6 protein-coding genes and 3 pseudogenes are annotated in these 14,863 nt (G+C 68.9%); 4 read left to right on the top strand and 5 right to left on the bottom strand.

The window, feature by feature from the left end; genetic code table 11:
• Positions 1 to 52 precede the first annotated feature (52 nt).
• A pseudogene (locus H0I39_RS02505) lies at positions 53 to 947 on the bottom strand (HTD2 family dehydratase).
• 103 nt (positions 948 to 1,050) lie between these two features.
• On the opposite strand from H0I39_RS02505, the gene H0I39_RS02510 reads away from it, so the two are divergent.
• A complete protein-coding gene (locus tag H0I39_RS02510; RefSeq protein WP_257645578.1) occupies positions 1,051 to 1,989 on the top strand; it encodes a LysR family transcriptional regulator in 939 nt (312 codons plus the stop codon).
• A gap of 58 nt (positions 1,990 to 2,047) precedes the next feature.
• Complete coding sequence (locus tag H0I39_RS02515) at positions 2,048 to 3,286, top strand: ABC transporter substrate-binding protein (protein ID WP_180549457.1); 1,239 nt, start codon at positions 2,048 to 2,050, stop codon at positions 3,284 to 3,286.
• On the opposite strand, the gene H0I39_RS02520 is transcribed toward H0I39_RS02515, so the two are convergent.
• The 3 genes and pseudogenes from H0I39_RS02520 to H0I39_RS02530 form a co-directional block, all read right to left on the bottom strand.
• Positions 3,252 to 4,658: an efflux transporter outer membrane subunit gene (locus tag H0I39_RS02520; RefSeq protein WP_308645745.1), complete on the bottom strand. Its 1,407-nt coding sequence runs from the start codon at positions 4,656 to 4,658 to the stop codon at positions 3,252 to 3,254. The two genes, H0I39_RS02515 and H0I39_RS02520, sit on opposite strands and share 35 nt — an antisense overlap.
• A 525-nt stretch (positions 4,659 to 5,183) precedes the next feature.
• Positions 5,184 to 8,418: pseudogene (locus H0I39_RS02525) on the bottom strand (efflux RND transporter permease subunit).
• An 861-nt stretch (positions 8,419 to 9,279) separates the two neighbouring features.
• Positions 9,280 to 12,587 (bottom strand): annotated as a pseudogene (locus tag H0I39_RS02530) (efflux RND transporter permease subunit).
• A gap of 75 nt (positions 12,588 to 12,662) precedes the next feature.
• Here H0I39_RS02530 and H0I39_RS02535 point away from each other — a divergent pair.
• Both H0I39_RS02535 and H0I39_RS02540 read left to right on the top strand, forming a co-directional pair.
• Positions 12,663 to 12,911 (top strand): type II toxin-antitoxin system Phd/YefM family antitoxin, encoded by a 249-nt coding sequence (locus H0I39_RS02535; RefSeq protein ID WP_180549459.1) that lies wholly within the window; start codon positions 12,663 to 12,665, stop codon positions 12,909 to 12,911.
• 51 nt (positions 12,912 to 12,962) lie between these two features.
• Positions 12,963 to 13,193 (top strand): type II toxin-antitoxin system RelE family toxin, encoded by a 231-nt coding sequence (locus H0I39_RS02540; RefSeq protein WP_373368247.1) that lies wholly within the window; start codon positions 12,963 to 12,965, stop codon positions 13,191 to 13,193.
• Positions 13,194 to 13,235: 42 nt separating this feature from the next.
• On the opposite strand, the gene H0I39_RS02545 is transcribed toward H0I39_RS02540, so the two are convergent.
• A complete protein-coding gene (locus H0I39_RS02545) occupies positions 13,236 to 14,774 on the bottom strand; it encodes an efflux RND transporter periplasmic adaptor subunit (RefSeq protein WP_180549460.1) in 1,539 nt (512 codons plus the stop codon).
• Positions 14,775 to 14,863 lie beyond the last annotated feature (89 nt).

Below are 14,863 nucleotides of genomic sequence, written 5' to 3' on the forward strand. Positions count from 1 at the left end.
TGAATAGTGAGCTGTCACCGCCCAATCCGCAGCGACTCGGGGCTGATTCGGCTTACAACACGAAGGCCAGATCCACCTCGCCCTGCATGGTCAGCCAGCCTTCGTGGTCGTGCGCCCACAGCTTGACGTGGCGGCCATCGGCTGAAGGCTCGCCGCTGACGAAGAAGGGATGCCCATCGAACGTCGGCCGCACGGCGCGGAAGCTGAAGCGCTCGATCACCGCACGCGACTCGTGCCGCCGCACCAGGTCGGTCAGCAGCGTGGCGATCAGCGGGCCGTGCACGATCAGGCCGGGATAGCCCTCCTCCTGCGTCACGTACTGGCGGTCATAGTGGATGCGGTGGCCGTTGAAGGTGAGCGCGCTGTAGCGGAACAGCAGCACGTCGTCGGGCACGATCCGGCGCTGCCAGGTTGCCGCGGTCTGGGCGGCGATGGGCGACGCCGGCTTGGCGCCAGGCTGCGCCGCGGCGACATAGACGATGTCGTGCTCCTCGGTCAGGCACAGGCCCTGCGCGTTGTGCACCTCGTGCTTCACCAGCACGAACACCATCTCGCCCGTCCGCCCGCTCTTGTGCGTCACCGATTCGATGCGCGAGACCTTGCGCGCCGCATCGCCCACGCGCAGCGGGTTGCCCGGCACCCACGTCAGGCGCCCGCCGGCCACATGCGGCGTGGCAGCGGCACGGGGGCAGAAAGCCGCCACGCCTGGGGTGCCCATCCGGCCCCAGCTGGCTCTGCGGCGCCTGCGGCAGAAAGTACAGCCAGTGGCCCAGCGGCGGCACGGGCGTGCCCTTGGCCGGCTGCGCGTCGTCACGGTCCAGCGTGGCGGAGAGGCCGCGCAGCGGCGCGGCGGTGATGTCGTCGTGCAGTTCCTCGCTCTTGCCCACCCACTGCTGCAAGTGGGCGATGGCGGCGGCGTCCAGGGTGTTGGCGGTGTCTTGACTCATGCCCGCATGGTGCACCCATGCAGGCTGCGCCACAATCGGCGAATTCGGAACCAAGCCTTCGGTTTTCACGAAACCTCATGCGGGTTTACCCAAGGAGCGCCGCTTGCAATTCGACCTGACCGACCTGCGCCTGTTCGTGCGCACCGCCGAGGAAGGCGCCCTGACCCGCGCCGCCGCACGCCAGCACCTGTCGCTGGCGTCGGCCAGCGCGCGCATCAAGGCGCTGGAGGAGCAGGCCGGCCTGCCGCTGCTGTACCGCGAGGCACGCGGCGTGCGCCTGACGCCGGCGGGCGACGCCTTCTTGCACCACGCGCGCGGCGTGCTGCGCCAGACCGAGCAGCTGCGCGCCGAGCTGCAGGAATACGGCGGCGGCCTGCGTGGCCACCTGCGCGTGTTCGCCAACACCACAGCGGTGATGGATTTTCTGCCCGAGCTGCTGCCGGCGTTCCTGCGCGAGCACCCGCGCGTCAACATCGACCTTCAGGAAAAACCGAACGCTGACATCGCCCGCGGCGTGCGCGACGGCCGCGCCGACTTGGGGATAATTGCCGGCGACGTCGACACAGCCGGCCTGCACGCCACGCACTTTTCCACCGACCGGCTGGTGCTGGTGGTGGCGCGCGGCCACCCGCTGGCGCGCCGCCGGCGCATCGCCTTCGCCGAGACACTGGAACACGACTACATCGGCATGCACACCGGCAGCACGCTGCAGGCCTACCTGAACCGCATCACCGAGCAGATGGGCCGCACGCTCAAACTGCGCATCCAGCTCACGAGCTTCGACGCCATGTGCCGCATGGTCAGCGGCGGCGTGGGCATCGGCGTGGTGCCCGAGAGCGCGGCCCGGCGCAACCTGCAGGCCATGAAGCTGGCGCAGATCGAGCTGACCGACGAATGGAAGTGGCGCGAGCGCCGCGTGCTGGTGCGTGAGGGCGATACGCTGCCGGGCTATGCCCAGGACCTGATCGAGATGCTGTGCCGGCACTTCGACCACCCACCGGGTTTGCGTGAAAAACCGCACACCGACCAGCGAAAACCCTGAGCGGCACAGGCGTCGGCTCCGCTCCAATGCGCCTCGATTTCCAGAGGTTCCTTTCATCATGACCCGACCGCACGCCACCGCCCTGCTCGCCGCCGCACTCGCATCATTCGTGCTGGCCCCAACCGCCGCGGCCCAGGCCGACAGCCAGATCAAGATCGGCCTCATCGGCCCGTTCACCGGTGGCTCGGCCGACTTCGGCAATTCGATGCGCAACGGCGTCGAGCTGGCGGTCAGCGAGATCAACGCCCTGGGTGGCTACGTCGGTCGCAAGTTCGAGCTGGTGGTGCGCGACGACAAGGCCAACCCCGAACTCGCGCGCCAGATGTCGGAAGAACTGGTCAAGGAAGGCGTGCTGGCCACCATCGGCTTCTGCAACTCGGGCAACGCCGTCAAGTCGCTCGACATCTACCAGAAGGCCCGCGTGCCGCTGATCGTGCCCTGCGCCACCAGCACGCCCATCACCAGCACCATCCCGGCGGCCGAGAGCTATATCTTCCGCACCTCCGCACGCGACAGCCTTCAGGTGCCCTTCGTGGTCAACGAGGTAGTGCGCCGCGGCTGGACCCGGGTGGCCGTGCTGGCAGACAGCACCGGCTATGGCAATGCGGGCCTGGAGGATTTCACCAAGGCCCTGGCCGCGCACAAGCTCAAGCCCGCGCATGTCGGTCGCTTTGATATCGGCGTCAAGGACATGACCGACGCCGTGAAGGCGGCGCGCGATTCGAACGCGCAGGTGCTGTTCACCATCACCGTCGGCCCCGAGAACGCGGTGATCGCACGCGCCCGCGAGGCCCTCGGCTGGAAGGTGGCCCAGGTCGGCCCGTGGGGCCTCACCTTCCCGACCTACATCGACGCCGCCAAGAGCGCTGCTGAAGGCACGCTGATGGCCATGACCTTCGTGGCCGAACCCAGCAACGAACGCCGCGCCACCTTCCTGTCGAACTACCGGCGCCACCACAAGACCGACCGCATCGCGGTGCCGATTGCCGCAGCCCAGGCCTACGACAGCACCTACCTGCTGGCCCACGCCCTGATGTCCATCAAGGACCGCAGCAAGCTCGACGGCCCGGCCATCAAGCATGCGCTGGAGAACAACGACCGCCCCTACTACGGCGTGGTGGCCACCTACAAGAACGCCTTCTCCTCGACCGACCATGACGCGATGACCGAGAACATGCTGTACCTCGGCACCGTGCGCAACGGCGTCGTCACCTTCGCCAACCCCGACGACGCCAAGCGCAACCTGATCGTGCAGCGCAAGGTCAGCGCGGCGCCGCCGGCGACAACGGTGCGATAGGCCTCTCGACCACCCACGGCACCTGCCAGCCGCCGCCCAGCGCCTGGATCAAGCCCACCGCCGCCTGCTGGCGCTGCAATTGCAGCTGCAGCAGGCTGCGCCGCGCGCTTAAAGCGCTGGCCTGGGCCTGCACCACTTCGGTGTACGAGGTCAGGCCCGCCTGGTAGCGGTTCATCTGCTGCTGCTCGATGCGCTCGGCCGCATCGGCCGCAGCGCGCACGTGCTCCGTCTGCGCGGCCAGCGTGGCCAGGGCGCTGAGCTGGTCTTCCACCTCCTTCATGCTGGTCAGCGCCGCCTGGCGGTAGCGCGCCACGGCGGCGTCGCGCGCGGCCAGCGTCTGCTCCACCCGCGCCTCGCGCGCGCCGCCGTCGAAGATGTTCTGCGCCAGCGCCAGCCCAATCGACCACAGCAGGCTGGGGGCCGACACCAGATCGGCCAGGTGCACGCCGCCCGCGCCGAGGCTGGCACTCAGGTTGAGGTTGGGGAAGTACGCACTACGCGCCACGCCGATCTGCGCGTTGGCGGCGGTCACGGCGCGCTCGGCGCTGGCCACATCGGGGCGGCGCAGCAGCAACAGCGACGGCAATTCAGCCGGCACGCGCGGCACGGTGTGGACCCACGGCGCCGGCGCCACGGCAAAGCCGGCCGGCGCCTCGCCCACCAGCAGCGCAACGGCGTGTTCGTAGGCAGTGCGGCTGCGCTGCAGCGCCACGCGCGTGGCCTGGGCGTTGCGCAGCGTGCTCTGTGCCTGGAAGGTGTCGGTGCGCGGCACCACGCCGACGTCGTAGCGGTTCTGCGTGATGCGGGCGTTGCGCTGGTAGCCGGCGATGATGTCATCCATCAGCGCGATCTCGGCATCGGTGGCGCGCAGGGCCAGATAGGCCTCGGCCAGGCTGGCCTGCGCATTCAGGCGCGCGCCCGCCAGGTCGGCCTCGCTGGCCTGCACGCTGGCCGACTGCGCGTTCACCGCCTCGCGGATGCGGCCCCACAAGTCGGGCGCCCAGCTCGCGTTCAGGTTGATGCTGGCAGCGCCGCTGGTGGCGCGGTCGTCGCCGCCGCTGCGCTGCTGGCTGGCCTGCGCGCCCAGTTGCGGCATGAACTCGGCCTGCTGCTGGCGCAGCAGCGCCTGCGCCTGCGCCACGTTGGCGGCGGCGACTTTCAGGTTCTGGTTGTTCAGATCGACCCGCGCGATCAGCCCCTGCAGCACCGGGTCGTCGAACAGCAGCCACCACTGGCCCTGTGACCAGGCACGCGCCTCGTCGGTGCTGACCCAGCCTTCGGCCGGCGCGGCGTTCTTCCAGTGCAGGGGCACCGGCATCGGCTCCATGGCCGTCTTGGGTGCCAGCGAGCAGGCGCTGAGCAGGCAGGCCACAACCACAGCGCCTACCAACGTTTTGGGGCGTTGGCGCCCAACTGAAAAGCGCGAGCAGCTATCTTTTTGGTAGTTATTCATGACAATTCAGCGCCCCTCATCAGGCCGAGCGCAGCGATGGCCTGTGTGGTTTTCCCATTCCCCTCTGGATGCGCCGAGGAGCGCAGCGGGCGGGGTGAGCGGGTGCACCGAAGGATGCACACGCTTCGTGATCTGACTCGCTGGCGATGTTTGAGCGGCGTGAACGCAGTGAACAAAGCGAGTTCGACAGCGCACCCCGCCCGCGAGCACCGCAGGTTGCCCGCAGCGAAGCGGAGGGACGCAGCCAGTGGGGTCGCCTTTTCTTTGGTTACTTTCTTTTGGCGAGACAAAAGAAAGTGACTGCGCCGCCGGGCGCACATCCCGGCCAGCAACGCATCCAACGCCCCAGCCCCTCACCTCAACCCTCTCCCCAAAAGGGCGAGGGAGTATCCGGGCCGCTCGACAGGTGCATGGAAAGAACAGACCGCGCTCATATCAACATCCTCAAGCCACCCCTCTTGCCAACATCGCCTCATTCGCCGGCCGTCGCCGCAGCTTGTCGAGCAGCACATAGACCACCGGCGTGGTCAGCAGCGTCAGCAACTGGCTGGCCAGCAGGCCGCCGATGATGGTCACGCCCAGCGGCTGGCGCAGCTCGGCCCCCACGCCGAAGCCGATGGCCAGCGGCAGCGCGCCAGCGCGGCGGCCAGCGTGGTCATCATGATGGGCCGAAAGCGCATCAGCGCCGCCTCGCGCGCGGCCTGCGCGGCCGTCAACCCACGCGAGCGCTGCGCATCGAGCGCAAAGTCGATGATCAGGATGCCGTTCTTCTTCACGATGCCGATCAGCAGAAACACGCCGATCAGCGCCATGATGGAAAACTCCATCTTCATCGCCATCAGCGAGAACACCGCGCCAAAACCCGCCGAGGGCAGCGTGGTCAGCACCGTCACCGGGTGGATCAGGCTTTCGTACAGGATGCCGAGCACGATGTAGATCACCACGATGGCGGCGGCGATCAGGATCACCTGTTCGGACTGCTGCTTCTGCGCCTCGCCCGCCGCGCCGCTGAACTGCCCGCGCACATTGTTGGGCATGCCGATGGCGCTTTCTGCCTCGCGCACGGCCTGGCGCGCCTGGTCCAGCGACACCCCATCGGCCAGGTTGAACGACAGCGTGGACGACAGCTCGCCGCCGTCGTGCATCACCGAGGTGGGCACCGCCCGCTCGCGCACCGTGGCAAAGGCCGACAGCGGCACCATGCGGCTTTCCTGCGCCGACAGCGGCTGCCCGGTGGAGGCACTGCGCAGCGCGGGGTTGGCCGAGGCAGCGGCGGTGGCGCTTGAGGTGGCGGCCGCATCGCCGCTGGCCGCCGCGCTCACCCGCCCCGCCGGCACGAACACGTCGCGCAGCACCACGGGCGACTGCGCGAACTCGGGCGCCCACTCCATCACCACCGAATACTGGTTCATGTCGGCATACATCGTCGCCACGCTGCGCTGGCCGAAGGCGTTGTACAGCGCGCTGTTGATGGCGCTGGTGGTCACGCCCAGTTGCGCGGCGCGGTCGCGGTCGATATCGATGAAGGTCTCCACGCCGTTCTCGGTCTGGTCGTCGTCCACGTCGGTCAGGCGCGCGTCCAGCTTCATCTGGTCCGACAGGCGCTGCACCCAGGTCTTCAGGTCGGCCTGGTTGTCGGCCTTCAGCGTGAACTGGTAGGTGCTGTTGCTGCTGCGCCCGCCCATGCGCAGCTCCTGCACCGGGTTGAGGAACACGCGCAGGCCGGTGATCTGGTTCAGTGGCGCGCGCAGGCGGTTGATGACCTCGCGCGTGCTTTCGGTGCGCTCGCTAGGGGCTTGAGCGCGGCCGACAGAAAGCCGCCGCCCGCGCCGCCACCGCCTGAAAAGCCCACCACCGTGGCCACGGCCGGATCGCGCCGCACGATGTCCACGGCCTGCTGCAGCTTCTCAGCCAGGGCGCTGGACGAGATGCTCTGGTCGGCGCGCAGGCCGCCCTGCAGCTGCCCGTTGTCCTGCTCGGGGAAGAAGCCCTTGGGGATGGCCATGAACAGGTAGACGTTGAGCGCCACCACCACGGCCAGCACCGTCACCACCGTCCACGGCGCGGCCAGCGACCAGTCGAGCGCGTGGCCGTAGGCGCGCTCCAGCGCACCCTGCGCCCGCGCCAGGCCGCGCGCCACGGCACCGCGGCTGCGCTGCGCCACGCTTTGCCGCTCGCCCGCATCGCGCTGCGGTTTCAGGAGCATGGCGCACATCATCGGCGTGGTGGTGAGCGAGATGACGAGCGAGATCATCACCGCGATCGACAGCGTCATGGCGAACTCGCGGAACATGCGCCCCACCGCGCCGCCCATGAACAGCAGCGGAATGAACACCGCCACCAGCGACAGGCTGATGGTGAGCACCGTGAACCCCACCTCGCGCGCGCCGCGCAGCGCCGCCTCCAGCCGCGGCGCGCCTTTCTCGAGGTGGCGCGAGATGTTCTCGAGCACCACGATGGCGTCGTCCACCACGAAGCCGGTGGCCACCGTCAGCGCCATCAGCGTCAGGTTGTTGAGCGAATAGCCCAGCGCGTACGTCACCGCGAAGGTGCCCAGCAGCGACACCACCGTGGCCACGCCCGGAATCAGCGCCGAGCGCAGGTTGCGCAGGAACAGGCCGACCACGACGACGACCAGAACGATCGAGATCAGCAGCGTGAGCTGCACCTCGTGCACCGACGCGCGGATCATGCCAGTGCGGTCGATGGCGACGTCGAGCGTGATGTCCTGCGGCAGCTGCGCGCGCAGCGCCGGCAGCATGGCGTTGATGGCGTCGGCGGTTTCGATCAGGTTGGCGCCGGGCTGCTGCGTGACGTTGACCACGATGGCCGGCTTGCCGTTGAACATGCCGCGGCGGCGGGTGTCTTCCACGCTGTCGATCACGCGCGCCACGTCGCCCAGCCGCACCTGCGCGCTGCCGCGCGAGGCGATGATGAGGTCGCGGTAATACGCCGCGCGCAGCCCCGGCGGCGGCGTGTTGACCTGCAGCGCGCGGCCGGATTCGGTGCCGCCCACTTCGACGATGCCCTTGGGCCGGTTGGCGTTGTTGGCCTGGATGGCGGCGCGAACGTCCTCGCTGGAAAGGCCCAGGTCGTTGAGCGCGAACGGGTTCAGCTCCACCCGCACGGCGGGCAACGAGCCGCCGCCCAGTTCCACATCGCCCACGCCCGGCACCTGCGCCAGCCGCTGGCTGACGATGTTGCTCACGGCGTCGTACACCTGCCCCGGCGTGCGCGTGTCGGAGGTGAGCGCGAGGATCAGGAAGGGTTGCGCAGCGGGGTTGCGCTTGCGGTAGGTGGGGTTGCTGCGCAGCGTGGCGGGCAGATCGACGCGGGCGGCGTTGATGGCGGCCTGCACCTCGCGCGCGGCGTCATCAATGTTGCGGTTCAGGTCGAACTGCAGCATCACGCGGGTCTGGCCGGTGCTGCTCCACGACGTCATCTCGTTGACGCCCGGGATGGTGCCCAGGTAGCGCTCCAGCGGCGTGGCGACGCTGCGCGCCATGTCGGACGGGCTGGCGCCGCTGAGGCTGGCGTTGACGCTGATGAAGGGGAAGTCGACGGCGGGCAGGCGGGCGACGGGGAGCAGGAAGAAGGCGACGATGCCCGCGAGCGCGATTCCGAGCGTGAGGAGGACGGTGGCGACGGGGCGGTGGATGAAGGGGCGGGAGAGGTTCACTTGGCCTCCCCTGGGGTGTTACTCCCTCGCCCCGCTGGGAGAGAGCCTGCCCCGGACTTGATCCGGGGGTGGGGGTGAGGGGCTGCTCGGCTTCTTTGCTGGCTGTCGTTGTTTGGATGCGCTGCTGGCCGGGATGTGCGCCCGGCGGCGCAGTCACTTTCTTTGTTTCGCCAAAAGAAAGTAACCAAAGAAAAAGCGACCCCGCTGGCCGTGTCCCCTGCGCTTCGCTTCGGGGCAACCTGCGATGCTCGGGCATGAGGCGGCGCTGCGGAACTCGCTTTGTTCGCTGCGCTCACGCCGCTCGAACATCCGCAGCAAGTCAGAGCACGAAGCGCGGCATGCTGCGCTGCCGCGCCCGCCCCACGCCCTGCGCTTCTCGGCACGGCCATAGGGGCTTTCAACAAGCCCCTTCGGGCCATCGCTGCGCTCAGCCTGGGTGACTGGGTGTGGGAGCGGGCTTGCCCGCGATGAACGCATCGGAAGAACATAGGCCCCATCGCGGGCAAGCCCGCTCCCACAAAGAGAAAAACCCAGGGCCGAGCGCAGCGATGGCCCGTGTGGTTGTCCCCTTCCCCTCTGGATGCGCCGAGGAGCGCAGCGGGCGGGGTGAGCGCGTGCAGCGCAGCATGCACGCGCATCGTGATCTGACTCGCTGCGGCTGTCTGAGCGAAGCGCGTAAGCGCGAAGCGAGTTCCGCAGCGCACCCCGCCCGCGAGCACCGCAGGTTGCCCGCAGCGAAGCGGAGGGACGCAGCCAGTGGGGCCGCCTTTTCTTTGCCTACTTTCTTTTGGCGGAGCAAAGAAAGTAGGTTCGCCGCCGGGCGCACATCCCGGCCAACAGCGCTCCCAACGCCCAGGCCCCTCACCCCAGCCCTCTCCCCAAAGGGGCGAGGGAGCAATACCCCACACCGCCAGAATTCAAGTCAAAACAACCCCCAGCGCCCACCCCACCTGCGCAAGCAGCTATCTTTTCAAAAGCACCCAGACATGCCTTCTCACGCATGCCCCACCCCTCAACCACACCCCCGCGCCCCCGAACCCGCGCCGCCACCCGGTCAAACCACAAATAAATCACCGGCGTCGTGAACAGCGTCAACAACTGCGACAACACCAAGCCACCGAAGATCGCCAACCCCAGCGGCCGCCGCAACTCCGCCCCATCCCCAAACGCCAGCATCATCGGCAGCGCCGCAGCCAGCGCCGCCAGCGTCGTCATCAGAATGGGCCGAAAGCGCAGCAGCGCCGCCTGATGAATCGCCTCCTGCGGCGCCATCCCCTGGTGCCGCTCGGCATCCAGCGCAAAGTCGATCATCATGATCGCGTTCTTCTTCACGATGCCGATCAGCAGGATCAGGCCGATGATCCCCACGATGTCCAGCGGGTGCCCCGTCACCCACAGCGCCAGCAGCGCGCCCACGCCCGCCGATGGCAGCGTGGACAGGATCGTCAGCGGGTGGATGTAGCTCTCGTACAGCACGCCCAGCACGATGTACACGCACACCAGCGCCGCCAGAATCAGCCACAGCTGGTTCGACAGCGAACCCTCGTAGGCGCCGGCAGAGCCGGTCATGCGCAGCGTGATGCCCTGCGGCAGCCCCTCGGCCTGCGCCGCCGCCTTGATGGCCCGCACCGCCGCGCCCAGCGACACACCGGGCGCCAGGTCGAACCCCACGGTGGCGGCAGGGTACTGCGCCACGCGCGTCACTTGCAGCGGCGCGGGTTGCTCCACGATGGCGGCGATGCTCGACAGCGGCGCGGTCGCGCCGCCCGCCGTGCGCAGCGGCAGGTTCATCAGCGCATGCAGGCTGGCCGCATCGTCGCGCTGTGCTTCCAGTATCACGCGGTAGTGGTTGGTCTCGGTGAAGATGGTCGAGACGATGCGCTGGCCGAAGGCGTTGTACAGCGCGTCGTCGATGCTGCTGGCCGTGATGCCGAGGCGCGAGGCGCTGTCGCGGTCCACCTGCACGAAGGCTGCCTTGCCCTGCGCGCCGGCGTCGGTGGCGGTGCCGCGCAGCTCGGGCAGGTCGCGCAGGCGCACGGCCAGCCGCTGCGCCCAGGCATCCACCTCGGCGGTGTTCACGCCCTCCAGCGCAAAGCGGTATTCGGTGGCGCCGCTTTCGCTGTCCACCGTCAGGTCCTGCGTGGGCTGCACCAGCACCGTCGTGCCCGGCGCGGCGCGCTCGGCGCTGGTGCGCAGGCGCTCCATGATGGCGGGCTGCGATTCGCCGAACAGGCCGCGCGGCCGCAGGTTGACCACCAGCCGCCCGTTGCTCAGCATGGTGTTGTTGGCCGCGTCCACGCCGACCACCGAGCTGACCGACTGCACCGCCCCATCGCCCAGCACCGCCTCGGCCGCGGCGCCCTGCAGCGCCGCCATGCGGTCGAACGACACATCGGCCGGCGCCTGCACGCGCAGCTGCAGCTGGCCGGTGCTCTGCGTCGGGAACAGGCCCTTGGGAATCGCCCAGTACATCAGCACCGTCAGCAGCAGCGTGCCCAGCGCGATCAGCAGCGTCAGCGGCTGGTGCGCCAGCACCCAGTGCAGGCCGCGGTCGTACTGCGCGATCACGCGGTCCATGCCGCGCTGCATGGCACCGCCGATGCGGCCCTGGGCGTGATCCAGCGGCTCCAACCAGCGCGCAGACATCATGGGCACCAGCGTCAGCGACACCACGGCGGAGATCAGGATCGTCAGCGCGAGCGTCACCGCGAACTCGCGGAAAAGGCGGCCGATCACCTCCTGCATGAACAGCAGCGGAATCAGCACCGCCACCAGCGACACCGTGAGCGAGATGATGGTGAAGCCGATCTCGCCCGCGCCGTCGATGGCGGCCTGCCAGGGCGACTTGCCCATCTCGCGGTGTCTGGAGATGTTTTCTATGACCACGATCGCGTCATCGACGACAAACCCCGTCGCAATCGTCAGCGCCATCAGGCTCAGGTTATTGAGCGAGAAGCCCAGCAGGTACATCACCCCCGCCGAGCCGACCAGCGAGATCGGCACCGCAATGCTGGCGATCAGCGTGGCGCGCAGGCTGTGCAGGAAGAAGAAGATCACCAGCACCACCATCACCACCGCCAGCAGCAGCTCGATCTGCACGTGCTGCACCGAGGCGCGGATGCCCTGCGTGCGGTCGGTCAGCACCGCCACGCGCACGCTCTCGGGCAGCCCTTGAGTCAGCTCGGGCAATTGCTGCTTGATGGCGTCCACCGTGGCGATCACGTTGGCGCCGGGCTGGCGCTGCACGTTCAGGATGATGGCGTGCACCAGCTCGCCGCTGGTCTGCCCCGCCGTCGGCGCATCGGCGGCACCCGTGGCGCGCACGGTGGCGCCCTCTTTGATGCCAGCCCAGGCGCCCAGGCGGCTGTTCTCCGAGCCCCGAATCACCTCGGCCACGTCCTTCAGCCGCACCGGCGCGCCGCCGCGGTAGCTCACGATCAGCTCGCGGTATTGCTCGGCCGTCAGCAGCTGGTCGTTGCTGTTGATGGTGTAGGCGCGGCGCGGGCCGTCGAAGCTGCCCTTGGCGCTGCTCACGTTGGCGCCGTTGATGGCCGTGCGCAGGCTGTCCAGCCCCAGGCCCATGCTGGCCAGCGCCTCCAGGTTGCCCTGCACGCGCACGGCGGGCCGCTGCCCGCCCGCCAGCGTGACCAGGCCCACGCCGCTGATTTGGCTGATCTTCTGCGCCAGCCGCGTGTTGACCATGTTCTGCACCTCGGTCAGCGGCAGGCTGTCGGAGGTGATCGCCAGCGTCAGGATCGGCGCGTCCGCCGGGTTCACCTTGGCGTACACTGGCGGCGCCGGAAGGTCGGCCGGCAGCAGCGAGCCACCCGCATTGATGGCCGCCTGCACCTGCTGCTCGGCCGCCGCCATCGACTCCTTCAGGCCGAACTGCAGCGTGACGATCGAGACGCCTGCCGCGCTGGTGCTGCTCATGCGCGCCAGCCCCGCCATTTGGCCGAACTGGCGCTCCAGCGGCGCGGTGACGGTACGGCTCATCACGTCCGGGCTGGCGCCCGGGTACAGCGTCTGCACCTGGATCGTCGGGTAATCCACCTGCGGCAGCGCCGCCAGCGGCAAAAGCGCAGCCCCAGCAACCCCGACAGCACGATGGCCAGCATGAACAGGCCGGTGGCGACGGGGCGGTGGATGAAGAGGCGGGAGGGGTTCATGGATGTGCCACCCACCTACCATCTTGAAAAGACCAGTTTAAAGACCTATATTCAGGTCTCGAAAGGAGTCCTGCCATGCCCCACCCTGTTCTTGCCGATACGGCGGCCAGCATTTCCGAGCTCAAAGCCAACCCCATGAAAGTGGTTGCCAGCGGCAACGGCATGCCAATTGCGGTGCTGAACCGCAACGCACCGGCGTTCTATTGCGTGCCGGCCGCGGCGTACGAGGCGATGATGGAACTGATCGACGACGCCCAGTTGCTGCAACTGGTCGAGCAGCGCCAGCACGAAGCCTCGGTCGCCGTGACGCTCGATGAGCTATAGCCTGCGCTTCAAGGAATCGGCGCTGAAGGAATGGCGCCAGCTCAGCCCCCTGTGCGCGAGCAGTTCAGGAAGAAGCTGGCCGAGCGGCTGGAACAACCCCGCGTGCCCAGCGCCGCGCTGCATGGTGCGCGCGACCTGTACAAGATCAAGCTGCGTGCAGCGGGCTTCCGACTCGTGTACCAGGTCGATGACGGCATCGTCACCGTGACCGTGGTCGCCGTCGGCAAGCGAGAGCGCAACGCGGTCTATGCGGCAGCACTGACGCGCTTGAAGAAGAACTGAGAAGGCTGAGGACGTCATGCGTGCGAACTCGTCAACCGGCCATCACTGCGTCGGGCCCTGACCACCACGCTGCTCGCGCAACTTCTGCAGATACGCTCGCCTTTCCTCCGGCGGCATCGCCATCACCTTCTCGCGCACGTCGGGCGGCAGGCGGTCCATCCAGGCACCGCTGGCGGGTCTGGCCGGCGCGGATGCTCCTGAATCAGGAGCTTCTTGCACTGATCCTACCTGCGCTGAAGGCCGATTTGAATCAGAAGTTGCAGCCGCCGGCGCACTGCCCGCACGCGCCGCGCCGCTGGCGCCACCGCGCGGCTCCCGTGCACCCGAGGCACCGCCCCTCGGCCCGCGCGCCTCGCCCGCCAGCGCGACCCTGCCGCCATCCTTCACCCGGTCGCCGCCTTCGGTGACGACCAGTTCGCCCGCCTGCACGCCCGCCGTGATGAGCACGTCGTCCACCGTGGCGCCACCGCGCTTCACGGGCCGCATGTGCGCCACGCGCTCGGCATCGACCACGTAGACGTAGTCACCCTCCGGCCCGGTGCGCACGGCCGTTACCGGCACCAGCACGCCGGGCGTGGCGCCCAGTTGCAGGCGCACGTTGACGAACTGGTTGGGGAAGAGCTGGCCCTGCGCGTTGTCGAAGCGCGCCTTGGCCTGCAGCGTGCCGGTGGCGGTGTCGATGACGTTGTCGAGCGTCAGAAAGCGCCCCTGCGCCAGCGAATCGTTGCGCGTGCGGTCGAGCGCACCCACCGGCAGGCTGCCGCCGCGCTGCGCCGCCAGCACGTCCTGCACGCGGTCCTGCGGCACGGCGAACTTCACGTCGATAGGTGCCATCTGCGTGATGGTGGCGATGCCTGTGGCGGCGCCCGCCTGCACCATGTTGCCCGGGTCCACCGCGCGCAGGCCGATGCGGCCGCTGATGGGCGCGGTGATGCGCGCATAGCCCAGGTTGATGCGCGCGTTGCCCTCGCTGGCGGTGCTGCTCTGCACCTGGCCTTCGAGCTGCTTGACCAGCGCGGCCTGCGTGTCCACGTCCTGCCGGGCGATGGAATCCTGCTTCCACAGCGTTTCGTAGCGGCCCAGCGTGACGCGCGCGGCCGACAGCTGCGCCTGGATGCGCGCGCGCTCGCCCTGCGCCTGCGCCAGCGCCTGCTCGAACGGGCGCGGGTCGATGCGCGCCAGCAACTGGCCCTTCTGCACCGCCTGGCCTTCGGTGAAAAGCACCTCGGTCAGCACGCCCGACACCTGCGGGCGCAGCACCACCTGGGTGACGGGCGTGACGGTGCCGAGCGCATCGATCACGATGGGCAGATTGCCCTGCCGCGCACGCGCCACGCCCACGGTGGCCGATGCGCCACCACCACCGCCCATCATGCCGGGGCCACCACCGCCGCCCGGCCCGCCACCACCGCGTGCCGCTGGCGCCGCCGGCGCATTGGCGCGCTGCACCAGCCACCACGCGGCGCCGGCCAGCCCCAGCACGAACAGCAGCGCCAGCACACGGCCAAGCCAGCGGTGGCGCGGGCGGGCTGCCGGCGGGGGTGGCGGGAGATGCGGATTCGGTTCTTCGTTCTGGGGCATGGCTGACATCGGACGGCATGCGCTGGCGGGCGCGGTGCGGCGTGATGGGGACTTGGGCGCCATCGTAGCGGGCGCCTTCGGGCGGCCCG

It is taken from the genome of Ottowia beijingensis (genome assembly GCF_013423955.1).
In the GTDB taxonomy this organism is placed as follows: domain Bacteria; phylum Pseudomonadota; class Gammaproteobacteria; order Burkholderiales; family Burkholderiaceae_C; genus Ottowia; species Ottowia beijingensis.